This is a genomic window from Pseudonocardia sp. Ae717_Ps2 (assembly GCF_001932475.1).
In the GTDB taxonomy this organism is placed as follows: Bacteria; Actinomycetota; Actinomycetes; order Mycobacteriales; family Pseudonocardiaceae; genus Pseudonocardia.
In genome coordinates this window covers 4011195-4033351 of record NZ_MCIS01000001.1, presented here as the reverse complement: position 1 = coordinate 4033351, position 22157 = coordinate 4011195, and the positions used below count along the sequence as shown (strand labels likewise).

The window sequence follows — 22157 nt, the reverse complement described above, 5'->3', positions numbered from 1 at the left end:
GATGGACGCACCCACAGGACACGTCACGCTCCGGCGCGCGGATTCGCGGGCGCGCACGCGGACCGGCTGGCTCGACTCGTGGCACAGCTTCTCCGCCGGCGCGCACTACGACCCGGCCAACACCCACTTCGGGCTGCTCCTGCTGCACAACGAGGACCGGCTCGTCCCGGGGCGCGGCTACGACGAGCACCCGCACCGCGACACCGAGATCCTCACCTGGGTCCTCGACGGCGAGCTGGAGCACCGCGACAGCGCCACCGGACGGACCGCACGGGTCGGGCCCGGCGGGGTGCAGTACCTGGGTGCCGGGTCGGGTGTGCGCCACTCCGAGCACGCGACGCCGGACGGGGGCGTGCGGTTCGTGCAGATGTGGGTGGTGCCCGAGGAGCCCGGCGGCGACCCGCGCCACCTCGTGCGGGAGGCGGACGAGTGGGCGCACGGCGACACGGTCGTCCTGGCCTCGGGGCTGGAACGGCACCGCGACGCGACCCTGCTGCCGCTGCGTCAGCGCGCGGCGGCGCTGTCGGTGGCACGGCTCGCGCCGGGATCGGCCACGGTGCTGCCGACCGCCCCGTTCGTGCACGCGTTCATGGCACGCGGGGACGCGACGCTGGAGGATGTGCCCGGAGACGCGCTCGCCACGGGCGACGCGGCCAGGGTCGTCGACGACGGCGGCCGGCGGGTCACCGCCGGGCCGGCCGGGGCCGAGCTCCTGGTGTGGGAGATGCACGCGGCGCTGGGGTGGTGACACCCGGGCACCGCGGAACGCGGCCGGGGCGCGGGCCTCGGCCGGTGCGGCCTGCTGCGGTCACCGCGCCGGGCGGGTGACCGGGCGGCTCAGAGCGGCGTGACCGCGCTGGCCTGCGGCCCCTTCTGCCCCTGCTCGATGTCGAACGAGACGCGCTGGCCCTCGTCGAGGCTCTTGTAGCCGTTCGTCTGGATTGCCGAGTAGTGCACGAACACGTCCGCACCACCACCGTCGGGGGCGAGGAAGCCGTAGCCCTTCTCGCTGTTGAACCACTTGACGGTGCCTTCTGCCATTACCGCTCCCTGGAGATCATCGGCCCGGAACACTCCGCCCCGGACCGCGGGCCAGCGGCGCACACGGTCGACGCCCTGGTCAGGACGGCGAGTCGCGAGGACGAGTGATCACCGCCACCGCCGTCGCGCGGAGCCTATCGTGATCTGCGCCGCCCTGGGAGGGGCGAAAACGGACGACGGCCCGCCTCCGGTGGGGGAGGCGGGCCGTCGCGGGCCGGGTGGGGTCAGGCGGCCCCGCCGTCGCCGATCTGCGGGCCGGCGGCCTGCGGGTCGTCGATCTTGTAGCCGGCCGCGGCCTCGGCAGCGGTCTCGGTCTTCACCAGGCCCTGCTTCGCCAGCAGCGACAGCGCGCCGACGACGATGGACTCGGCGTCGACCGCGAAGTGCCGGCGCACGGCCGGACGGGTGTCGGACAGCCCGAACCCGTCGGTGCCCAGCGACAGGAACGGCGCCGGGGACCACTGGCGGATCTGGTCGGGGACCGCGCGCATCCAGTCCGAGACCGCCACGACCGGGGCCTCGCCGTTGTCGCCCTCGGCCAGCTTCTGGGTCACGTAGGGCACGACCGGCTCGTCGCCGGGCTTGAGCAGGTTGGCGTGCTCGGCGTCCACGCCGTCGCGGCGCAGCTCGCCCCACGACGTCACCGACCAGACCTCGGCACGGACGTCCCACTCGTCGGAGAGCATCTTCTGTGCGGTCAGCGCCCACGGCAGCGAGACGCCGGAGGCGAGCAGCCGCACCACCGGGCCGGTGCCCTCGGGAGCCGGGGCGAAGCGGTACATGCCGCGCAGGATGCCCTCGCGGTCCACGTTCTCCGGCTCGGCCGGCTGGCGGTAGGGCTCGTTGTAGACCGTCAGGTAGTAGATGACGTTCTCGGGCTTCTCGCCGACCATCCGGCGCAGCCCGTCCTGGACGATGTGCGCGACCTCGAAGGAGAACGCCGGGTCGTAGGCGACGACGGCCGGGTTGGTCGCCGCGAGCAGCAGCGAGTGGCCGTCGTTGTGCTGCAGGCCCTCACCGGTCAGCGTGGTGCGACCGGCCGTGGCGCCGACGAGGAAGCCGCGGGCCATCTGGTCCGAGGCGGCCCAGATCGAGTCGCCGGTCCGCTGGAACCCGAACATCGAGTAGAAGACGTAGACCGGGATCATCGGCTCGTCGTGCGTGGCGTAGGACGTGCCCGCCGCGGTGAACGACCCGACCGACCCGGCCTCGTTGATGCCCTCGTGCAGGATCTGGCCCTGCTCGGACTCCTTGTAGGCGAGCATCAGGTCGGCGTCGACCGAGGTGTAGTTCTGGCCGTTCGGGTTGTAGATCTTCTGGCTCGGGAACATCGAGTCCATACCGAAGGTACGGGCCTCGTCCGGGATGATCGGCACGAAGCGCGCGCCGATCTCCTTGTCCTTGATGAGCTCGCGCAGCAGCCGGACGAACGCCATCGTCGTGGCGACCTCCTGCTTGCCGGACCCCTTCTTGACGAAGTCGTAGACCTTGTCGCCAGGGAGCACCAGCGGCTTGCTGGCGGTCCGGCGCGACGGCAGCGGCCCGCCCAGCTGGCGACGGCGCTCCCGCAGGTACTGGATCGCCTCGTCCTTCTCGCCCGGGTGGTAGTACGGCGGCAGGTACGGGTCGGCCTCGAGCTGGGAGTCCGAGATCGGGATGCGCTGCTCGTCGCGGAACTGCTTGAGGTCGTCGAGCGTGAGCTTCTTCATCTGGTGGGTGGCGTTGCGGCCCGCGAAGTGCGTGCCCAGGCCGTAGCCCTTGATGGTCTTGGCCAGGATGACGGTCGGCTGGCCGTGGTGCGCGGTCGCCGCGGCGTAGGCCGCGTGCACCTTGCGGTAGTCGTGGCCGCCGCGCTTGAGCTTCCAGATCTCGGCGTCGCTCATCGGCTCGACGAGGGACTTGGTGCGCGGGTCGCGGCCGAAGAAGTGGTCGCGGACGTAGGCCCCGTCGTTGGCCTTGTAGGTCTGGAAGTCGCCGTCCGGCGTGGTGTTCATCAGGTTGATCAGGGCGCCGTCGCGGTCGCCGTGCAGCAGGGCGTCCCACTCGCGGCCCCAGATGACCTTGATGACGTTCCAGCCGGCGCCCCGGAAGAACGCCTCCAGCTCCTGGATGATCTTGCCGTTGCCCCGGACCGGGCCGTCGAGGCGCTGCAGGTTGCAGTTGACGACGAAGTTCAGGTTGTCCAGACCCTCGTTGGCCGCGACGTGGATCAGACCGCGCGACTCGGGCTCGTCCATCTCGCCGTCGCCGAGGAAGGCCCACACCTGCTGCTGCGAGGTGTCCTTGATGCCGCGGCCGCTCAGGTAGCGGTTGAACCGCGCCTGCATGATCGCGTTCATCGGGCCGATGCCCATCGAGACCGTCGGGAACTCCCAGAAGTCCGGCATCAGGCGCGGGTGCGGGTACGACGGCAGGCCGCCGCCCGGGCCGGCGTGGCTGAGCTCCTGGCGGAAGCCGTCGAGGCGGTCCTCGGACAGGCGCCCCTCGAGGAAGGCGCGGGCGTAGATGCCGGGGGAGGCGTGCCCCTGGATGTAGATCTGGTCGCCGCCGCCCGGGTGCTCCTTGCCGCGGAAGAAGTGGTTGAAGCCGACCTCGTACAGGGTCGCCGACGAGGCGTAGGACGAGATGTGCCCACCGACGCCGATGCCCGGCCGCTGCGCGCGGTGCACGGTCATCGCAGCGTTCCAGCGCGCCCAGCGCCGGTAGGTGCGCTCGACGTCCTCGTCGCCGGGGAACCACGGCTCACGGTCGGTCGGGATGGTGTTGACGTAGTCCGTCGCGGTCAGCGACGGGACGCCCACGTGCTTCTCGCGGGCGCGCTGCAGCATCGTCAGCATGAGGTAGCGGGCGCGCTGGCGGCCGGCGTTGTCGAGGACCGCGTCGAAGGACTCCAGCCACTCGGCCGTCTCCTCCGGGTCGATGTCCGGGAGGTGGGCTGCCAACCCGTCCCGGATGACGTTGACGCGGCGCGGCTCCCCGTTGTCGGTGTTGCCGGCCCTGCTGCTCTGCGCGGTCAAGGGTTCTCCCTGCCTGATTCCGTCGGTGGCCGGGATCGCCCGGCCCTGTCGTACCCGCCGCCGGCATGTGGGGCGACGTCGCCGGCCGGACTCGGCAGTCGTGGCCGTGGCTCGGTCCATCGTGCCTGTTCCGGCGCGGTCCCGAAACTCGTCGTTCACGAAGTCGGGCTCTTGCCGCGAGGATAGGTACTACTCGTACGTAACTGAACGGAGGGCGGGGTGACCTGCGCGTCACCGGGACGCGAACCCCGGGCCGGTTGCATCGGGTCGGGCCCCCGTGATCGGATGCCCCATCCGATTTCGCGCGAAGGGTGGCGCCCGCACGCGGAACCGAAGACGATGGACTGCGTGAGCAGCGTGAAAGGGGAACGAGTGGTGACCGCGGCAGATGCCGGTGCGTCCGACATCGCGGCAAAGCTCGGCATCGAGCCGGGCATGATCGTCCAGGAACTCGGGTACGACACCGACATCGACGACCAGGTCAGAGAGGCCGTCGAGGACACGACCGGTGAGGAGCTCCTCGACGAGGACGCCCAGGAGGTCATCGACGTCGTGCTCCTGTGGTTCCGCGACGGGGACGGCGACCTGATCGACACCCTGGTCGACGCCCGAACACCCCTCTCGGACGAGGGATTCGTGTGGGTCCTGACACCCAAGACCGGCCGTGACGGCCACATCCAGCCCTCCGAGATCGCCGAGGCGGCTCCGACCGCCGGGCTGTCGCAGACGTCCAACGCGACGCTCGGGGACGACTGGGTGGGGTCGAAGCTCGTGCCGCCGAAGCAGGGGAAGGGCAAGCGCTGAGCCCAGTCGTCGAGGGCGCGGTCGCCCCGGACTTCGAGCTCCCCGACCAGAACCGGCAGCCGGTCTCGCTGGCGTCGGTGCTCGGGTCGGGGCGCTCGGCCCTGCTCGTCTTCTACCCGTTCGCGTTCTCCGGGATCTGTGGCGGGGAGCTCGAGGCCGTGCAGTCGACGCTCGGGGACTTCCAGAACTCCTCGGTCCAGGTGCTGGCGATCTCCTGCGACCCGACGTTCTCGCTGGCGGCCTGGGCCACGTCCGCGGGATTCGGGTTCCCGCTGCTGTCGGACTTCTGGCCGCACGGGGCCGTCGCGTCCTCCTACGGGGTGTTCGACACCGCGAAGGGGATGGCGTTGCGGGGGACGTTCCTGGTCAGACCGGACGGCACCGTCTCGTTCACCGAGGTGAACCGGCCGGGGGAGCCGCGGGACCAGGACGGGTGGCGGCGGGCGCTGTCGGCCGTGTGAAGATGTCCGTCCCGGGCGCGTAGCTCAGCGGGAGAGCACTCGGTTTACACCCGAGCGGTCGCAGGTTCGAACCCTGCCGCGCCCACGCATCTGACCAGCAGGTTTACTGCAATCAAGATCACCGCTCGGTCTTCGTGACACGTTTCGTGACACGAAGGGCTCGTGTCCTCGGTCGATGACATGGGCGAGGGCCGGTCGCCGGAGGCAGCGCGGGACGATCGACAGGCTGCCGAGCGGCCCGCTGCGCGTCCGCGTCTACGGCGGGCAGGAGCCGGTATCGGGGAAGCGGAACACCCTCGTCGGGGTGATCGAGCCCAGCCCGCGCCAGGAGGCCCGTGCCTAGGCCGCGCGCACCCGGCTCCTCAACGCCGTCGACGAGCAGCGCAGCCCCCGCACGAGCGCGACGCTGGACCAGCTGCTCGACCGGTACCTGGAGACCCTCGACGTTGGCGCGACCACGCACCGGGCCTACACCCGGTACCTGGAGCTGCATGTCCGTCCGTTCCTGGGGAGGACGAAGGCCGGCGCCGTCGGGGCGGAGGCGCTGGACTCGCTCTACGCCGAGCTGCGTCGCTGTCGCGACCACTGCTCGGGGTCGGCGTAGCGCGTCGATCACCGGACGCCGCGGGAGCACGAGTGCGACGGCCGGTGCCGTCCGCGCTGCTGTCGGCCGCTCGCGCCGGCGACGATCCGGCACCTCCACTTCGTGCTGAACGGTGCGTACTGGCGTGGGCGCGGTGTCAGCGTAGCTGTACTCGGGGGCGCAGATGCCGAAGCAGATCGAGTCCGGGGCAATGACGGTGGGGTGGGCACCTTCCTAGGGGCAAGGTGTTGGCCGCGGAGCAGGGGCTCGCGCCGAGCACGGTGCACCAGGCGTCCGAACTGCTGCGGGGGCGTTCTCGTCGGGGAGCCGGGGCGAGCGGCCGATCGTTGTCGCGCCGTCGACTGGGGAAGAGAATGTGGCTGCCGGGGGAGCCCTGGCCCACCTTGGCCTTGAATGAGCTTCCGTCCCGCCGTGAGCGTTCTGCTCTGTCGAGGGCGTTGAGACGCGGCGATCCGATCCCGGTCGCACAACGCGGCCTGGCCCTGCGGGTTGGTCGCGAGCAGACCCGGCTGAGCTGGCACTACCCGATACTCGTCATTGTCTGGGCGCTCAACGCCGTCAGCCGGGATGGCTGGGATCGGTACTTGCACCTCGGGCTCGTCGCCGGTTGGCTCGTTCTGTTGGGCTACATGGTGTGGTCGTCCGTCGGATGCGCGCCCGTGTCCGGGAACTGGAGAGCGAAGCATGACCACGGTGTGTCTGCCCATTCCCATCGTTTCGGCCGCGCCCTAGTTGTGATTGCGGTGGCCCTTCCCGTTCTGGTTTCCTCTGATCGGGTCGGTGCTCCTGGCGCCGCGCGGCCTATCGTCGTACCTATGGGCGCGTGGGGTACCGGCTTGTTCTCCAGTGATCTGGCGTGCGATGTACGTGATGAGTACCGGGAACTGCTCTCCGGCAAGGTGTCGGATGAGGAAGTGGAAACCCGCATCATCGCGGAGTATGCAGAGATCGAGGAGGACGACGTCCCCGAGTTCTGGATCGCGTTCGCGATGACTCAATTCAAGGTCGGGCGACTCAGCAGCGAAGTCCGCGAGCGAGCGGCGCGTTTCATGGCGAACGGATCGGACCTGGTGCGCTGGGAAGACTTCGGACCCAGGACGGTCGATCGACGCCGGGCAGTTCTGGAGAGAGTGGCCGAGCAGATTGCAGGCGAGCAGTCAGCACGGAGAACGATCCGCCGCGAATGGCGATACGAAACCGATCTCGAAGCGGGCGACGTTCTGGAGTATATGTCAGAAAGCGGCAGGGTGGCACTCTTTCGTGTCGTCGCAGTTCGTGCGGAGTACGGTAGATCTCCGCTCCTGCAGCGCCTCGACTTCGCCGGCGATATGAATCCAAGTCTGTCGGAGATCGAGGCGCTCCCGAACCGGTCGCACTCCGCACAGTCCCGCTATCGGTACGCGGCAACCTCAGTCGTCAAGTATCGGAAGCGTGACCTGGACTGGTGCGACGTCGGGTTTCGACGACTCGGAAGGGCGGCTGTACGTGCAGACGACGAGAGGTTCGTCCTCTGCTGGGAATTGCAGTGGGATCAGCTCTCGGCGGACCTCGAAGCTGTACTGACCGGCGCCGCGTCTGTCGATGAGTTCGCGAGACGCTGAGGATGTGCCCGGCCGTTACTGGCGTCTTCCGCGGCTCCGCGTCTGGCGGGTCGATACCCTCGGTGGAACCTTTTGTCGATCAGCGGATCGTCATCGCCGTGGCCCCTTGTGGGACTCCCAACGCATCGCGGGGGATCTCCCGTCATCGCATCGGTGACGGCGTCCTGATGCCTGGCTCAATCCTGCCTCCGGAGGCTCTGTGATCAATGCGATGTAGCCCGAGGGGTGCCTAGTGCCACCCTCGCGGTTCTCGTGGACTAAGGAATCGTGGAAGCCATCCGGGCGAATCGGCCGCCGGGTTGCTGGAGGGACCAGACCGGGCCGGACGACGGCGCACGGCCGCATGGCCAGGGACCTCGCCGAGCACATCAGCACCGGATCTTTGGCCCCGGATGCGCCGCTGGCGAGCGAGGCCGCGGAGATGCGGCAGTGCTGCGTCTCTCGCAACACGGCGCGGCGGGCGTGCAAGGGTGTTGTGTCCCGGCAGCTCGACCTTCGAGCGACAGCGATGCCCGGTCAGCTAGGTCATTCCTCCTCGAACTAGCCTGGCCAACGCTGTTCCGAGCTCGACCGGAACGGCGTTCCCGATTTGGCGGGCGATGGATACCTTGGCTCCACACCATTGATAGTCAAGTGGGAAGGTCTGTAGGATTGCACCTTCGGCGAGGGTGAGCGGGCGGTTTTCGCTCGGGTGGAGATAGCGTCCTTTCTCGGGCTTCACGAACTCGGTTCGGATCGTGACGGAGGGCTTACCCCAGTGCAGGCGGCCCATGACATCCAACGAGCCGGTCTTGTGCTTGCGCCAGCCCGAGGTTTGCAGTTCCCAAGGCAGGTCCGTGCGGTTTCCCCCCTCGGGGATGGCGGCGAACCGTTCAAGGGACAGCGGTTGGAAGTGGCGGGTTACATGGAGCTGAGCCGTCTTGAATGCTCCGGGGACGGAGCGGCCGTCGAAGTCGAAGATCTCGTCGGGCAGGTCGATGTGGCCCGGATCGACCGAAGCCGGGAGGCCGGCCAATGCCTGCCTGACGGTGGCGAAGCTCTCGGGTTGCGCCGCGAACCTGCCCCTGGGCTCGGGCAGGGGGTCACGGCTCGTGTGTCTGCCCAGTACGACGGCTCGCTTACGCAGCTGAGGAACGCCGAACTCGGCTGCGTTGAGGATGTAGGGCTGCAACTCGTAGTTCCGGAGCGGACCGTCGGGGCCGGTTGCGAGCTGCAGGAGGGCCCACTGCGGGGACTTGAAGAAGGCTGCGACGTTCTCGATGACGAAGTAGGAGGGCTGCACGGTCTCGACGACCCGGACATACTCGCGCCACAGGCGGTTCCGGTAGTCCAGTGGGTCCCGCCGACCGAGGTTCGAGAAGCCCTGGCATGGAGGCCCGCCGACGACGATGTCTGCCGCTGGGATCGACGACGTGGGCCAGTCCTCGATCCGTCCGTGGAAAAGGTGCTCGCGGCCGTAGTTCGCGGCGTAAGTCGCAGCTGCGGCTCGGTCTAGCTCGACCGACGCCACGACCTCAAAGGTGAAGGTGGTGTCGAGATCGCGGTTCGCATCGAGGAAACCCCTGGTCAGGCCACCACAACCCGCAAAGAGGTCGACGAGACGCAAGGCTGTCACGAGTGTAACCTAGCCGGCCGCACCGACAACCCTCCGCATGCCCGTCGGAGTGTCCTCGAACGGACTTGTGGTAGCACTCGGGACATCGTCAGAACCAGGGAGGACAGGGTGTCGAACGATCGTCCCGTGGCTTCCAGCGCCGCGGTCGCCGCGCGCATGAGAAGGGCCCGGCGCCGTGACACCGCGCCCGAGATGTTGGTCCGTAGGGAGGCACATCGGCGGGGTCTTCGCTACCGGGTCGACAAGGCGATCCCGGGGATGCCGCGTCGTCGTGCCGACATGATCTTCGCGGGTGCGATGGTGGCGGTGTTCGTCGACGGCTGCTTCTGGCACTCTTGTCCGGACCACACCAGCATCCCGCGCGCGAACCGGGAACGGTGGATCGCGAAGTTGGAGAAGAACCAGCAGCGCGACCGGACGACCGACACACATCTCCGCGAGCTCGGTTGGACGGTCCTGCGGTTCTGGGAGCACGACGATCCGGTGGCAGCGGTGGACGTCGTCGAGATGGCCGTTCGGGGTCACTGAGCGTGCAGGTCCGCCTCACGGATCGCGGCGACGGAGCCGGCCGCCTCACGTCGGATCTGCTCGCAGAGGTCGGCGTAGCCGAGGGCGTCGAACTCGATGACCGGAGCCGTCCGTAGGAGACGCTTGAGGACGTCGCGCAGCACTCGCCGGTCGGCGAAGCCGCCCTTGTCGACGCTCGGCCAGACGTCCGAGAGAGCACGGATGAGGGCTCGGCTCCCACCGAGCCCGGCCCGTCGAGCGAAGATCTGGTCGAAGTCGGCTTCGCCGAATGTTCCGATGAGGCGGTAGGGGTCGGTCTCGCTCGGCACAGCCGTGAGGTGGGCGCGCCACCACAGCCGACCCCAGACGTGTCGGGTGATGTCTGTGGCGAGGAAGCGGTCGCCGGTGGGCTCGCGGTAACGCCAGAACGACACGTCGGGCAGCACGACGAGAGCCAGGAATGCCCAGATCGGTCGGACGGACGCCTCGGCGGCGACCAGCCCCATCCGCGCGTGGAGCAGGCGGGCGATGTCGAGGTCGAAGTTGCTGTGGGAGCGGCGACGTCCGCCGCCGGGGAAACCGGCGTCCACGGCGACCTCGAGGACCCGGCCACGCAGGTTCTCGAGCTGCTCGCGGCGGACGCGGTGTCCGCCCGTCGCGGCGAACACGGCCGACGGGTGGGCGAAGGTGTGCTCGGTGGTCAGCTCCTCCACTGTGAGCTGCTGGTAGCGGTCGAAGAGTTCGGTGGCGGTGGAGTCGAGCAGTCGCGGATACAGGATGCTCATGTGCTCGCCAGCAGACCCGTGGCGTTCTGAATCCGGGTCGTGAACAGGATGGGTTCGTGCTTGCGTTCGCGGCGCAGTGCGTCGAGGTCCCGCTCGGGAAAGGTCGCAACCAGCACGGACGTGAGCAGCGCGCCTACGGTGCCGGCGGCGTAATCGTTCGCGGGGTCGAACTCGTCGTCGACGACGGCGCGTTCCACGAGGGACCGGACGACCTCGCTCTGCACGGTCGAGAGCACCAGCCGGTCCGCTTCCGTCGGATCCGCGGCGTTCTCCAGCGCGGAGGTCACGACGGGTCGTCGCTTGTTGGCGAGGAGCAGGATCGACCCGAGGGCCTGCGAGTCGAGATCCTCGCTGAGTTCGAGGTGCCACGCTGCACCGGACGGGTACCTCACCTGCTCGAAGTCGACGACGGCCAATGGGAACAGGACCGCGTCCCCCTGGAGCATCACCGAGTGCACCTCCCGCCAGAGGACACTGCCGGGACGGCTCGGTGCGGTCGCGGACGATCCCGCCTCGGCGGCTTGCAGGATCAGGCTCGTCTCGAGGTCGAGCCTCCCACCGAGCTCGTCGCCGGGCAGCTCGAAGTCGATCTCCAGCTCTGCCCCGTCGACAGCGGGCACAGGACCCTGCCAGGCCTGCCCGCGCAGCGACGAGTTCGCGGCCGCCCACACGACGGTGAGGGTGACCGCGGAACCGGCCGAGAGCCCGCAGGCTTCGCGGGCACGCAGCCCGTCCACGCGCATGGGTCGCTTCAGGTGGAGCACCGTCCCGTAGTCCCAGTCGGGTAGATCGAGCGGTAGCTCGTCGACCGAGTCGCCGGTGAGACGCAGCCACGGGCCGATGGTGACGACGTCGCCGGGTGGGCGTCGGTAGGGGTACGCGCGGCTCACGAGGAGGCGACCCCCTCGGCGCGGGTGCCGGTGACGACGAGGTCGGTGATGGTGTCCGGCACCGGCAGCACGACGAGCTCGACCTCCGACGGGCTCGCGACAACACAGGTCTCAGTCCTGCGCAGCCCCGCTTCTGTCGACCAGAACAGAACCTCGGGACGTGCCGCGCCCACGGGAGCGTCGTCCTCGCGTCCGCGTTCGCCGAGACCGACGGAGAGTCGGACCTGGAGGAGGACCGGGCCTGGCCCGGTCACCGAGAACCGCTGGGCGAGGACGACCTTTCCCTCTCGCTCGTCGACGGCCGGTTCGGTCAGCTCGGTGACCCGTACCCTGTCCCGGGGCGTCGGCGACGGACGCCCGCCGCCTCCGCTGCCGGCCCCGCGTCCGTCGCCACCCCCGGGCGAGTGGGCGTCGGGGCGGGCGAAGGCCGCGGCGACGATGCCCCCGAGAAAGTTGCTCGCGGCGCCGAGCGCTACCCCGGTCTCGGTGCGAACTGGGGCAGCTGCGGAGCCCTTGAACCGGGCGAGTTGCTCCTTGATCCGCCTGAACGTGACGTTCACGAACGTCTTGTCCTGACCGGCCAGTTGCTGGCTCACCCAGTCGTCGTGCGTCGGGGGCTCGCTGGCGGCGAACACATCGTCCAGATCGTCGGCCGCGCGGAAGACTCCCGCGTAAGCGCGGTTCACCGAACCCGTCTCCGTCTGCTCGAGGTACCGGACGACGAGCTCAGGGGAGCGCATCAGACAGATGTGGTGCGGGTCGCCCGGAACCCCCGCATATGCGGCCGCGAGGCCAGCGGAGTCAGCGGCCATGGGCAGGACGAAATCTTCCTTCACCGCGAAGGTACCGAGTTTCCGCTTCGGGCTCTTGCACTCCAGCACCTCGCCCTTTCCGTCCCGTTGCGCGCGGTAGGCCTCGACGAACATGTCCAACGGGTAGGTCTCCGCGGGGTCGGGAACCGGGAACGTCGTACCACTCGCCCGGACCTCGGCGACGAGCCGGTTGTCCCCGCGTTCGGGCAGCATGATCGGCCACAGCTGCCATGCGAGGGTGTTCGCGAGGTGCCGGGCCCCGTCGCCGACGTCCTCGAAGTCGTCGAGGTTCGGATCGAGGACGACGAGGGTGGTGCCGGTCTCGTTGTCGGCGAAGTGGAATAGGCCCAGGCTGCGGGCGACGGTGTCGGCCTCGGCACCGCGGAGCGGCTCGACGTGACCCTCCTGGACATCTCCCCACCAGTGCCGCCCGGTGAACGGGCGGGTGTCGTCGGTGGGGGTCTCGCGGCCGTCGAACGACTCCCGCATTGCGATGCCGATCAACCGGGACTCCAACCCGACGCCGGGGACGTCGGTCCGCGTGTAGACGAGGATCGTGCCTACTTTGGACATCCTGTATAGGACGGCCTTCCCGTAGCCGTAGGTGCCGCCGCCCTGGTGGGTGTCGCGCTTCTCGCCGACGTTGAGCACGAACGAGACCCAGTCGCGACGGTCGGCGGCGACTTCGTCGGCCCTGGTCGGCCCACCGAGGCCCTTCGTACCGCGGTCCACGACGGACAGCAGTCGTACGTTCGGAGTCCGGACGAGCCTGCCGATCCCGAGATTGGGTTCCCGGTTCGCAGGCGGGGTGAGCAGCCGTTCCCAGTTCGGCCGATGCGTCGGGGCCACCGTGGTGAGCTCCAGTCGGAACGACGTGGGTCTGTCACCGAGCCGCGCGTCCCACGAGTTCTGCGCCGTCTCCCGCACGAACACCGTCAGCGGGTCGACGGGCGGGCGACCGAGCTGGTTGCGAATGCCCTCGGATGCGATCGCGCCCGTCGGTGGAAACGGCTGGGACCACCAGCGTGGCGTGATCACGTCTGCTCCAGGAGAGTCTCGACGGGATCGGTGTCGGTGCGCGCTGCGACGGCCGGTGCGCTGTCGAGGTCCACGTCGTAGTCGACATGGTCGAGGCCCGCCAACTCCGCGTCTCCGGTCAGGCCTGCAGCGACGATGCGTGGGAAGCCCGGTCCGACCTCGAAGGTCCGCTGCTCGACGACCTCGAACACCCGACGCGAGTACACCTCGCGCTCCGACCGGGTGTAGCCGGCCTGCAGCAGGGCGCCGAGGAAGGTGGCCTCGTCGTCGGTGATGTCGAGGATCTCGTCGACTAGTTCGGGCACGGACCGTCCGCGGTCGGTACGCAGCCGGAACCAGGTCAGCAGGAGCCGGCCGTCACCTCCGTCGAGCTGGCCGAGGCCGTGGACCCGGGCGGTCCGGGACTCCGGTGAGGTCGTGCTCTTCACCTCCAGGGCGGTCGTGCCGCGGTGGAAGTCCTGCCTGCTCTTCAGCGGGCCGGTCCAGAAGGCGACCGCCCCCGGGTCGCGGTCGACCATCGCCCGTACGACGGTGAGCTCGCCGAACAGGCCGGCCAGCTCCTCGGGGCCGAGCGTGTGTCTGGAGCCGGAGAGCAACGCCCGCCAGTCGGCGAGGGTTCGCCGCAGTGCGGCGACGGCCCTCTCCGGGGCAGCGGCGATCCGCTCGACCACCTCGGCGCAGAGCGCGGTGAACAGGTCACGAAGTCTGTCGTCGACCAGCGCCAGCGAGGCATAGACCCGGTAGCTGGTCTCATCCTCCAGCACCTGCCGGCGCAGTGTGACCGCGCGCCCGTCGACGTCCTCCTGCAGCGTGTGCTTCCCGTCGATGGGGACGAGCAGGTGTCGGGCCCCGGTGTTCCGGACGCCGACCAGGACCGGGCCGAACTTCGTGTCGGTATCGGTGGATGCGGTCCGGAACAGGCTGACCACGGGCCTCGCCGCGGCCGCAGACCAGAGATCCTCGAGCCGGCTGCCGTTGACGGTCACTCGTCGTCCTGGTCGAGGATCGAGAGGTCCTCCTCCTCGACGAGGACCTTCGACAGGTCCGCGCTCATGTACTCGACGTCGGAGTCCTTGTCCTCGGGGCGCGGGAACACCAGCGCCACGCCCATCACGACGTCGTCGGTCGGTGCGGCGAGCGGAACGCGACCCTTCTTGGCGGTGGGCTCGGACCACGGATCGATCGGGTACATCAGCAGGAGACCCTCGTTCGGTCGCTGCTCCCGTCGCCTCGCATCGAGCTCGGAACGCTTGGGCTGGCTGCTCGCGATGTCGAGGTCGATCGCCTCGTCGCGGCTACCGGACAGGGTCTTGATGTCCGCGACGCCGTCGAAGTCACTGTCCTCGTCGTAGGACAGCCGTGCCCGTCGGACCATCCGGACCTCGACCCCGGAACCCAGGTCGCACCGCTTCGTGTCCGCCCTGGGCTGCGAGTTGCCGATGACGCCGACGCTCCAGCGGCCGAGAGAGCCTGCGCGGACCCGCTTGCGGATGTACTCGGCGATGCGCCCGGAGTCGCCGTCCGACGAGCGCTCGTGGAACGAGTACGACGCGAGGAACTCCAGCACGTGCTCGTGCGGGACATCGGTGAACAGTGCCGTCTCGTTCCGGGCAGTCCTCGCCGACCCGTCGCGCGCGGCGCGGCACACCAGGGTCCGGGCCGCGGCGGCGTTCGCCTCCAACCAGGAGAGGCCGTTATCGGAGACGTCGAAGAAGCGCGACTCCACCAGCTGTCCGCCGTAGGCCGCGACGGCGCGGACGGCGCTGGTCATCTTGGCTTTGGCGGTGATGCTCATCTTCGGGTGCGTCCTCAGGCGCACGGCGAAGTTCCGCGGCGTCACGCCCGGGTTCATGTACCGGTTGATGTCCAGCCGCATCTCGGCTTCGACCGTGGCCAGGTGGCTGAACCAGTCCATGAGCTCGTCCGTCATCCAGATGCGGGGCAGATCCGCGTAATGATTGCGGTAGCCGAACCAGCGGCCCATCTGCAGCAGGGTGTCGTAGGCGGACACGGCGCGGACGAACAGGCTGGAGACGAGGCCTTCGAGTGTGAGGCCGCGGCTCAGCGTGTTGCCGCCGACGGCGATGGCGGTGACGGGGCCCGACTCGTAGTCGAGCCGGTCGGTGCTGCGGTAGTTGTCGATCACGACCGTCGTGGCTTCGACGACATCGGGCAGCTCGACAAGGAGGTCCTCGAACGGGACGGTGGTCTCGCCGAAGTCGGCTGCGGGCACCCGCGCCGTCTCTTTGGCCCACGTCGTCCGCAGCCGGTCGAGTAGCCCGGGGTCCTTTGTGGTCAGGCCGGTGAGCATCCGATTCTTCAGCTCCAGCAGCGGATCCTTGAACCGCTCGTGCACGGCGGTCTCGGTAGTGGTGTGGATCAGCATCGTCGAGTGCTCGTTGCCGCCGCCTCGCAACTTGCGGGCGGCAGTGGCCAGCCAGAACCACTCCACGGAGCGTCGTAGCGAGTGAGTCACGCCCGGGTAGAAGTCCGCGACGTCCTTCTTCGCCCGGGGCTTGAGGTCGTCGACCTCGTCGTCGGGGACGGTCCGGACCATGTCGAAGCCGCCGGGTAGGTCGGCCGGGTCCTCGCCGGGCAGTAGCTCACGCCCGAAGAGGATCTCGGTGCCCTGGTAGCCGATGGGCTGCGGCAGGTTGACGATGAAGTCGCGAGGGTAGAAGTCGGTCGTGTCCGCCGGGTTGATCAGCAGGTTTGCGAACGGGGTGGCCGTGTAACCGATGTAGCCGACCTTCGGGAACTTACTCATGACCTGGTGAAGTAGCGGGTTGATCTTCGCCGTGGCGACGGTGGACTGGTCGGCTTCGTCGTCGATGATCAGGGTCGGGGTCCTAGCGAGGTAGTCGCCGCCCTTGTCCAGCCAGTCGCGGAGCTTGCGGAGGACCGCGGCGTTCTTCTTGACCACCAGCAGCATGTGATGGCCCTTGGTTGCGAAGAAGACCTGCGGGTTGCCGCCCGGCGGGGTGAAGTCCTTCAACTCGGTGGTGACCTCGTGCCAGAGGTCTGGGTTGGCGTGCACGAGGTCGCCGGCGAGCCGGATCTGGGTCTGTCGACGCAGCGTGTTGTGGATGCCGGACAGCACGATGAAGAGTCGGTAGCCGCGATCCGCTGCCTTGGCCATGACTGCGGTGAAGTTCGTTGTCTTGCCGGACTGCACGAACCCCACGACGAGGCCACGGGTGCTGAACTTGTCCTGCTTGGGGTGGTCGAGCAAGGAGAGGATCTTGGTCGACGCTTCGTCGACCGACGCGATGTTGTCGGCACCGAAGTTCTTGGCCTGCAGCGACTTGACGACGGCAGGCCAGTTGCGGTCGGAGTCCTTCGGGCCCGTGTACCAGGTGGTTCGTCCATCCCGCCAGACCGACGGCGGCTGGTCGAGATTGCGAATTCTGACGGTCTCGCCTTCGTGCTTCTCCCGCACGGCCTTGATCAGAGGGGCCGGGACCATCATGGTCTCGAGCTCCTTGACGGCGTCCGCCGGTGAGCTCGTCTCGCAGTGCTTCAAGAAGACCTGGTAGGCCCGCTCGATCTGCTTCTCCGACAGTCCGTCAGCCACCCGGTTACCCCCACGTGTCCCCTTCGGATGTTCGAGAGAGTAATCAGCCAAGAGCAGCGGAGTGTTACTGGACCACTCGTGCGGGTGACCACCTGTTGCTCCTGCCTACGATGGTGGGCTCTCTGGTGGCGGTGATCCTGCGGGTCACGGTCCCTCGAGTTCCGTTCACGCTGAGAGTGGCATCTAGGTGTACTGACCAGAGACGTCGGTCGAGGTCATGTGACGACACGACCTTACTGATCTTGAATGGCGAGGACCTCCTGCGGAGGGTGTGGAGCTGTCAAAGGCGCCCATGCTTACAACCACAGAAGGTCCTTGGTGGGCCACGGCAACGCCCCGCTGGCCGAGTCAGACTGTGACCTGCCGAACCGTGCCGTGAGCGTGGCCCAGTTCAGCAGGCAGGGTGCGGACCATCTGTACCTGCCCCGGGCCGTCTCCTCCTCGGCGTATGGCCGTGTGGTCGGCTCCCAGGGGATCGATCTGAGGGCAGGACCTCATCTTCGTTTCCGAGAAAGAGTCTCTACGGCACCCAGGGCGGTTCAGGCCCCGGGGTCCTGAGCGACCAAGTCGCCCAGGACCCGGGCCAGCGTCGCTCGCGCCGGTTCGTCGAGCGCCGCGAACAGGCTGTCCAGCACTCCGGCGGCGATGCGGTGCCCCTCGGCCAGGGCGGCCCGCCCGGTCTCGGTGAGGGTGTGCTCGAGGCGTCGACCCCGCCCCGCCGTGCGCTCGATCAACCCGCGACCGAGCATCCGATTCGCGAGCGTGCCGAACGCCTGATCGCTCTGGAAGGTCGCCGTCGCGAGCGTGTGCCCGGATGCTCCCGGCATCCGGTCGATCGCGCGAAGGGCATCCCACTGCACGAGTGTCACGCCGGCCTCCTGCAGGGCGGCATCCAACGCCCGGTGGTTGCGGTACTGCGCCCGCTTGATCATCTGGCCGAGCAGTTCGAGATCCGTTGCCACGGTGCTACTGTATCAACATACTTAGATCAATATGTTGATACAGGAGTGACCATGGCTCGCCCCGACACCACCCGCACCGCGCTCGTCCTCCATGGAGGGGGTGGTCCTGGCACCGTCGCGCCGCTCGTCGAGCACCTCTCCGCGTCGATGCGCGTCATCGCCCCCACCCACCCCGGCTGGGACGGCACCCCCGGAGTGGACAGCGTCGCTTCCATCGCCGATCTCGCGACGCACTACCTCGCACGACTTCGTGAACAGGGCGAGTGCGGCGTCATCGTCGTCGGCTCGTCCATCGGCGGCTGGGTGGCACTCGAGATGGCGCTGCAGGCCGCGGCCGACGACCGGTTCGCCGGCACGGTGGGCGCAGTGCTCGACATCAACGGGACAGGTGCGGTCGTCGAAGGCGAGCCAGGTGCCGACTTCTTCGCCCTCGATGCGCGGGGGCTCGCCGAAGCGGCCTGGCATGACCCCGAGCGTGGCTACCGGGACCCGGCTTCACTGACGGACGAGCAGCGCGCCGTCCAGCAGTCCAACGGACGGGCGATGGCCGCCCTGGCCGGACCGACACTGAGCGATGCGACCCTCCTCGGCCGACTGGGGGCGATCGCAGTACCGACGCTGGTCGTGTACGGCGCCAGCGACCGGATCGTCACGCCTGCATACGGTCGCGCGGTCGCGGCGGCGATCCCGGGCGCGTCCTTCGCCGAGGTCCCCGCTGCCGGGCACCTTCCCCACCTCGAAGCGCCTGCCGCGACGTGGGCCGTTATCGACCCCTTCCTCGCTCGGCTCTGAGACCGGCCGAACCGGCACCTCACCGGTCGCGAGATCCTGGCGTCGAGCCGCTTGACCCGGCCCTCGGGGCCACCCGGAGCGTCGTCGTTGCCGGGCATGTGGCTCGGTTGACGAAGGAGGCGACGTGGACGAGTTCACGACCGGCGGGTTCGCCCGCGCCACCGGTCTGCCCCGCAAGGCGCTGCGGCTCTACCCATGCCAGGATCAGGAACCCCAGCAGACCGGCGACGGAGTTGAACACCGAGGTCAACGTCAGGGCCAGCGAGTCGCTCGACCCATCCTCCCGCGGACGACCCGACGGCTCGGAACGAGGCACTGCGGCGACGCTACGGGAGCCCCGGGGCGAGTGGCCGACCGGTCACACGTGCAGCTCCGAGCACTCGCCCCGGGCGATCTGCGCGCGGAACACGGCGTCGAGCGGGCTGCTCGGCTCGTCGTCGAGCGAATCGACGAACACCGCCACTATCCGCCCGTCCTGACCTGCCGCGATGCGCCCGAGCATCGCTCGCCACGCGGCGAGGTTCGGGTGTCGGTACATGAGCGCGGCCTCGGCCGGGGCCAGGAGATCCACCGCGCTCTGCAGAGCGGCGGGCGTCAGGTCGTAGGTTCCCGTGCCCGTCCGTCGGCCGGTGACGATCCCGAGGACCAGCGCGGGGAGGCGGTGCAGCCAGCCGACGTTGACCACCGGGAACGACCACCCGGTGCCGTCGTCCGTCGGGACGAACGCGACCCCGTAGGCGGCCGTCGGGGTCCAGCCGGGCATCCGGGCGGTGAACCGGTCCACCGCCGCCTGGATCAGCTCCGGTGTGGGCCACTGTTCGTCGAGACTCATGCCGCACAACTACCGGACTGCCACGGCCGCTCGGGAGCGGTTTTCCGGCGAGCGCGGACCCCGTGTCAGCGGGGGATTCCGCCCAGGTCTTGACCTGAAGCCGGGGTCAGCCCCGAAGCTCACCGCATGAGCACCTCGACGGCCTGTTGGGCCTACCTGTTCGAGCACCCCGGCGCCGATCCCGCGCGTGACCGCCTCGTCCTCGACTCCGGGGGGCAGCGCTCGCTGATCGTCGCCGTCGCCTCGACGGCGGACGCCCCCGCCGTCGCCGCCGGCCTCGTCCGCGACGAACAGGTCACGCTGATCGAGCTGTGCGGCGGCTTCGGCAGCGGTGACGTGGCCGCGGTCGCCGCCGCCGTCGGCGAGCACGCAGCCGTCGGGCACGTCGTGTTCGGGGTGGACCAGATCCCGGCTGCCGCGGCCTATGCGACGGCGGCCACCGCGGCGCTGTCGGCCGCCGCCTCCACCCCCGACGCGGCGTCCTCACCGGCACCCGGTCGCCGATAGCGCCGCCTGGTCCACGGCGTGCGTTCACCCCGTGCGCAGCCGGCTCGTCGGCGAGATGCGCACGGCGGAGCCGGCCGCGGGGGAGGGGCGCGCTCGCCGCGGGCCCCGTCGCGGCTTCGGCGGGGTCGGTGTGCCAGGGGACCTCGACCACCCGACGGTGATCAGCGACCGGACGGGCGAGGAGACACACCTAGGCCCGGTGCTCCGCGGGAGGGGGAAGACCGAGCGCGGCGAGGGCGGCGCCCGTCAGCTCGCCCGCCGCCACCGGGTAGCGCCGGAGGTGGGGGATCCGTGCGCAGTCGTCGACGATCGTCCTCGCGGTCCTGACCAGCGTCGCGGCGTCGGCGTCGGGCAGGTCGGGGCGGGCCGCCGAGAGCCATCGCTGCCACTCCGCCACCTCGTCGGCCTGGATGCGGTCGATGCGCTCGCGGGCGGCGTCGGGGAGGTAGAGCCGTTCGGTCAGCCGGACGGCGAGCAGGTCGGTCGCCTCGAGCGCGACGCGCACGTAGCCCGCTACGAGCAGGCCGAGGACCGCTTCGTCCGGGCCGGGGGTGCGTAGTGCGCGTGTCGTCTCCAGCGCGAGCCACTCGTGCAGCCGGGTGACGGCGGCGACCAGGATGTCGGCCTTGGTGTCGAAGTACCGGTAGAGGGCGGGCCCGACGACGCCGACCCGGCCGCCGATGTCGTCGATGCTCACCCCGGCGAAGCCCTTCGCGCGGAACTCCCGCGCAGCGGCCCCGACGAGCTGCTCGCGGCGGGAGGACGGCGCCCGGTCGGAGGTCCCCACCGAGCCGTCCGCGACGGTGGCCGCGGGGGCGGCGATCACCCGCCTGCTCGCCTCGGCCAGCTGCTGGGCGAGCCGGGCGCGGGGGAGCGGGGTGTCGTAGAAGCCCGCTCCGGAGATGATGCTGACGATGACCCAGCTGCGGAGGTCGGTCACCTCGGGGGACAGGTCGCCGCGGGAGGGGGAGAGGAGGAGCTCGTCGAGCTGCCTGCCGATCCAGCGGGTCCTGTCGCGGACAAGCTGGAAGTCCTGGGCGTCGAGGTGGCGGGCCTCGCGCTGCCACAACAGGGAGAGCCGGCGGCTGTCCAGCGCGGCCTCGGTGAGCGCGCCGAGCGTGGTGTCGAGGCCGCGCTCACCGGGCGGCAGCGCGGCCAGCGTCGTGATCGTGTCGACGACGTGCTGCTGGTCCTCGAGCACGACGTGCGAGAGCAGGGCCCGCTTGTTGGCGTAGTGGCGGTAGAGGGCCCGCGCGGTGATCCCGCTGGCCTCGGCGATGTCGTCCATCCGGACGGCGTGGAACCCGCGGAGGCTGAAGAGCTCCCCTGCGTTGCGGGCGATCTCGGCCCGCCGGTTGCGGGGCCGGGACCGCGGTGGCGCGCTCGCCGCGTCCATGCCGTGGTCTCCTCTCGCCGTCCCGATCCTAGCGAGGGAGACCACGGCCCGATCTCAGGTGGGCGTGCCCCGCCGCCCCACCGACGCGGTGGCGACGGCCCCCGTCGACTGCCCACGGACGAACTCCTCGACCGTGGTGGCGTTACAGCTCATGTACAGCGTGGCGAGGTCCTCGCCGCCGAACGCGCACGCGACCGCCTGCGCTCCGGTCACGGGGACCTTGTCGGTCAGCTCACCGCCCTCGACCACCCGGTAGAAGCCGGCGTCGTCCCCGGTGGTGAGCGCATTGCCGAACCACGCCCCTCCGTCGGTGTCGAGGGCGATGCCGTCCGGCATGAACGTCTCGGGCAGCTGTGCCCAGACGTGCGGGTCCGACAGGGTCCCGTCGGGCGCGCGGTGGTAGGCGGTGATCCGGTGCAGGAAGGTCTCCGCGAGCAGGAGGCGCCCGTCGGACGTGAGCGCCATGCCGTTGGGGAACAGCACGTCGCCCTCGACACGCCGGACGGTGCCGTGGGGGTCGACGTGCGCCAACGCCGTTGGCCGCGGGTCCTCGGTTCCGACGGCGAACCCGAAGTTGCCGGCGTAGGCGTGCCCGTCGGACGTCACGAGCATGTCGTTCCCGGGGCCACCGGCGATGTCGCTGAAGTCGGCGTAGGTGCTCAGCGCGCCGTCCGTCCCGATCCGCTGGATCGTCGCGTCGGTCTGGGAGACCACCAGGGGGGTGCCGTCCGGCAGGAACCCCAGGCCCGACGGTGCGCCCGGAACCCGGGCGACCGTGGCGGCGTCCCCGTCGGGGGCGAAGGTCAGCACCGTGCCGGCGAAGAAGTCGCTGGCCCAGAGCGCGCCGTCGTGCCAGCGCAGGCCTTCGAGGAACTGGTGTCCGGTGGAGAACCCGGTCGGGGTGTGGAGCTTCATCGCG

The 22157-nt window shown here is 69.6% G+C and carries 20 protein-coding genes and 1 tRNA gene; 9 read left to right on the top strand and 12 right to left on the bottom strand.

Features of this window, described 5'->3' with window-relative positions; all coding sequences use genetic code 11:
• The first annotated feature begins 1 nt into the window (after position 1).
• Positions 2-748, top strand: coding sequence for a pirin family protein (locus Ae717Ps2_RS18445; protein WP_075312988.1), 747 nt, complete (start codon positions 2-4; stop codon positions 746-748).
• Positions 749-837: 89 nt separating this feature from the next.
• Here Ae717Ps2_RS18445 and Ae717Ps2_RS18440 read toward each other — a convergent pair whose 3' ends face one another.
• Positions 838-1041, bottom strand: a complete 204-nt coding sequence (locus Ae717Ps2_RS18440; protein WP_020624180.1) for a cold-shock protein — start codon at positions 1039-1041, stop codon at positions 838-840.
• Between the two features lie 224 nt (positions 1042-1265).
• A complete protein-coding gene (gene aceE / locus Ae717Ps2_RS18435) occupies positions 1266-4058 on the bottom strand; it encodes a pyruvate dehydrogenase (acetyl-transferring), homodimeric type (RefSeq protein ID WP_075333654.1) in 2793 nt (930 codons plus the stop codon).
• Between the two features lie 372 nt (positions 4059-4430).
• Between aceE and Ae717Ps2_RS18430 the strand changes: the two genes are divergently transcribed.
• From Ae717Ps2_RS18430 to Ae717Ps2_RS18415, 5 genes are all read left to right on the top strand, one after another.
• The gene (locus Ae717Ps2_RS18430) at positions 4431-4862 is read left to right on the top strand and encodes a DUF3052 domain-containing protein (RefSeq protein WP_020624178.1); all 432 of its coding nucleotides are present in this window, start codon (positions 4431-4433) and stop codon (positions 4860-4862) included.
• Entirely contained in the window at positions 4859-5323 is a 465-nt protein-coding gene (locus Ae717Ps2_RS18425; RefSeq protein ID WP_075311159.1) for a peroxiredoxin, read from the top strand. The genes Ae717Ps2_RS18430 and Ae717Ps2_RS18425 overlap by 4 nt, the downstream gene beginning before the upstream one ends.
• A gap of 13 nt (positions 5324-5336) precedes the next feature.
• A tRNA-Val gene (locus Ae717Ps2_RS18420) sits at positions 5337-5408 on the top strand.
• A 90-nt stretch (positions 5409-5498) separates the two neighbouring features.
• Positions 5499-5666 carry a hypothetical protein gene (locus Ae717Ps2_RS37380; RefSeq protein WP_158071511.1) on the top strand — a complete coding sequence of 56 codons (168 nt, stop codon included), beginning with the start codon at positions 5499-5501 and terminating at the stop codon, positions 5664-5666.
• A 1076-nt stretch (positions 5667-6742) separates the two neighbouring features.
• Positions 6743-7528, top strand: a complete 786-nt coding sequence (locus Ae717Ps2_RS18415) for a hypothetical protein (protein ID WP_075311161.1) — start codon at positions 6743-6745, stop codon at positions 7526-7528.
• 520 nt (positions 7529-8048) lie between these two features.
• Here Ae717Ps2_RS18415 and Ae717Ps2_RS18410 read toward each other — a convergent pair.
• A complete protein-coding gene (locus Ae717Ps2_RS18410) occupies positions 8049-9143 on the bottom strand; it encodes a DNA cytosine methyltransferase (RefSeq protein WP_075311163.1) in 1095 nt (364 codons plus the stop codon).
• A 156-nt stretch (positions 9144-9299) separates the two neighbouring features.
• On the opposite strand from Ae717Ps2_RS18410, the gene Ae717Ps2_RS18405 reads away from it, so the two are divergent.
• The gene (locus tag Ae717Ps2_RS18405) at positions 9300-9671 is read left to right on the top strand and encodes a very short patch repair endonuclease (RefSeq protein ID WP_075334317.1); all 372 of its coding nucleotides are present in this window, start codon (positions 9300-9302) and stop codon (positions 9669-9671) included.
• On the opposite strand, the gene Ae717Ps2_RS18400 is transcribed toward Ae717Ps2_RS18405, so the two are convergent.
• The 6 genes from Ae717Ps2_RS18400 to Ae717Ps2_RS18375 all read right to left on the bottom strand — a co-directional run bounded on the left by Ae717Ps2_RS18400 (position 9665) and on the right by Ae717Ps2_RS18375 (position 17711).
• Entirely contained in the window at positions 9665-10435 is a 771-nt protein-coding gene (locus tag Ae717Ps2_RS18400) for a DUF6339 family protein (RefSeq protein ID WP_075311165.1), read from the bottom strand. The two genes, Ae717Ps2_RS18405 and Ae717Ps2_RS18400, sit on opposite strands and share 7 nt — an antisense overlap.
• Complete coding sequence (locus tag Ae717Ps2_RS18395) at positions 10432-11325, bottom strand: hypothetical protein (RefSeq protein WP_083695140.1); 894 nt, start codon at positions 11323-11325, stop codon at positions 10432-10434. The genes Ae717Ps2_RS18400 and Ae717Ps2_RS18395 overlap by 4 nt, the downstream gene beginning before the upstream one ends.
• Complete coding sequence (locus tag Ae717Ps2_RS18390) at positions 11322-13175, bottom strand: hypothetical protein (protein WP_075311167.1); 1854 nt, start codon at positions 13173-13175, stop codon at positions 11322-11324. The genes Ae717Ps2_RS18395 and Ae717Ps2_RS18390 overlap by 4 nt, the downstream gene beginning before the upstream one ends.
• Entirely contained in the window at positions 13172-14161 is a 990-nt protein-coding gene (locus Ae717Ps2_RS18385) for a PD-(D/E)XK motif protein (protein WP_075311169.1), read from the bottom strand. Before Ae717Ps2_RS18385 ends, Ae717Ps2_RS18390 begins: the two co-directional genes overlap by 4 nt.
• Positions 14158-16749 carry a Z1 domain-containing protein gene (locus Ae717Ps2_RS18380; protein WP_233147619.1) on the bottom strand — a complete coding sequence of 864 codons (2592 nt, stop codon included), beginning with the start codon at positions 16747-16749 and terminating at the stop codon, positions 14158-14160. Before Ae717Ps2_RS18380 ends, Ae717Ps2_RS18385 begins: the two co-directional genes overlap by 4 nt.
• Positions 16750-17288: 539 nt before the next feature.
• Entirely contained in the window at positions 17289-17711 is a 423-nt protein-coding gene (locus Ae717Ps2_RS18375; RefSeq protein WP_075311175.1) for a MarR family winged helix-turn-helix transcriptional regulator, read from the bottom strand.
• A 51-nt stretch (positions 17712-17762) separates the two neighbouring features.
• Between Ae717Ps2_RS18375 and Ae717Ps2_RS18370 the strand changes: the two genes are divergently transcribed.
• On the top strand, positions 17763-18503 hold the full coding sequence (locus Ae717Ps2_RS18370; protein ID WP_075311177.1) for an alpha/beta fold hydrolase: 741 nt from the start codon (positions 17763-17765) through the stop codon (positions 18501-18503).
• 358 nt (positions 18504-18861) lie between these two features.
• Here Ae717Ps2_RS18370 and Ae717Ps2_RS18365 read toward each other — a convergent pair whose 3' ends face one another.
• A complete protein-coding gene (locus Ae717Ps2_RS18365; protein ID WP_075311179.1) occupies positions 18862-19335 on the bottom strand; it encodes a hypothetical protein in 474 nt (157 codons plus the stop codon).
• Between the two features lie 126 nt (positions 19336-19461).
• Between Ae717Ps2_RS18365 and Ae717Ps2_RS18360 the strand changes: the two genes are divergently transcribed.
• Positions 19462-19842, top strand: coding sequence for a DUF6506 family protein (locus Ae717Ps2_RS18360; protein ID WP_075311181.1), 381 nt, complete (start codon positions 19462-19464; stop codon positions 19840-19842).
• Between the two features lie 190 nt (positions 19843-20032).
• Here Ae717Ps2_RS18360 and Ae717Ps2_RS18355 read toward each other — a convergent pair whose 3' ends face one another.
• A complete protein-coding gene (locus Ae717Ps2_RS18355) occupies positions 20033-21238 on the bottom strand; it encodes a TetR/AcrR family transcriptional regulator (RefSeq protein WP_075311183.1) in 1206 nt (401 codons plus the stop codon).
• 54 nt (positions 21239-21292) lie between these two features.
• Entirely contained in the window at positions 21293-22153 is an 861-nt protein-coding gene (locus tag Ae717Ps2_RS18350) for an SMP-30/gluconolactonase/LRE family protein (RefSeq protein WP_075333653.1), read from the bottom strand.
• Positions 22154-22157 lie beyond the last annotated feature (4 nt).

Coding starts and splice junctions, on each gene's coding strand:
- Ae717Ps2_RS18415 (WP_075311161.1), top strand. CDS start 6,743: ATGGGCGCGTGGGGTACCGGCTTGTTCTCCAGTGATCTGGCGTGCGAT.
- Ae717Ps2_RS18350 (WP_075333653.1), bottom strand. CDS start 22,153: ATGAAGCTCCACACCCCGACCGGGTTCTCCACCGGACACCAGTTCCTC.
- Ae717Ps2_RS37380 (WP_158071511.1), top strand. CDS start 5,499: ATGACATGGGCGAGGGCCGGTCGCCGGAGGCAGCGCGGGACGATCGAC.
- Ae717Ps2_RS18400 (WP_075311165.1), bottom strand. CDS start 10,435: ATGAGCATCCTGTATCCGCGACTGCTCGACTCCACCGCCACCGAACTC.
- Ae717Ps2_RS18365 (WP_075311179.1), bottom strand. CDS start 19,335: ATGAGTCTCGACGAACAGTGGCCCACACCGGAGCTGATCCAGGCGGCG.
- Ae717Ps2_RS18445 (WP_075312988.1), top strand. CDS start 2: ATGGACGCACCCACAGGACACGTCACGCTCCGGCGCGCGGATTCGCGG.
- Ae717Ps2_RS18440 (WP_020624180.1), bottom strand. CDS start 1,041: ATGGCAGAAGGCACCGTCAAGTGGTTCAACAGCGAGAAGGGCTACGGC.
- Ae717Ps2_RS18355 (WP_075311183.1), bottom strand. CDS start 21,238: ATGGACGCGGCGAGCGCGCCACCGCGGTCCCGGCCCCGCAACCGGCGG.
- Ae717Ps2_RS18405 (WP_075334317.1), top strand. CDS start 9,300: ATGAGAAGGGCCCGGCGCCGTGACACCGCGCCCGAGATGTTGGTCCGT.
- Ae717Ps2_RS18360 (WP_075311181.1), top strand. CDS start 19,462: ATGAGCACCTCGACGGCCTGTTGGGCCTACCTGTTCGAGCACCCCGGC.
- Ae717Ps2_RS18370 (WP_075311177.1), top strand. CDS start 17,763: ATGGCTCGCCCCGACACCACCCGCACCGCGCTCGTCCTCCATGGAGGG.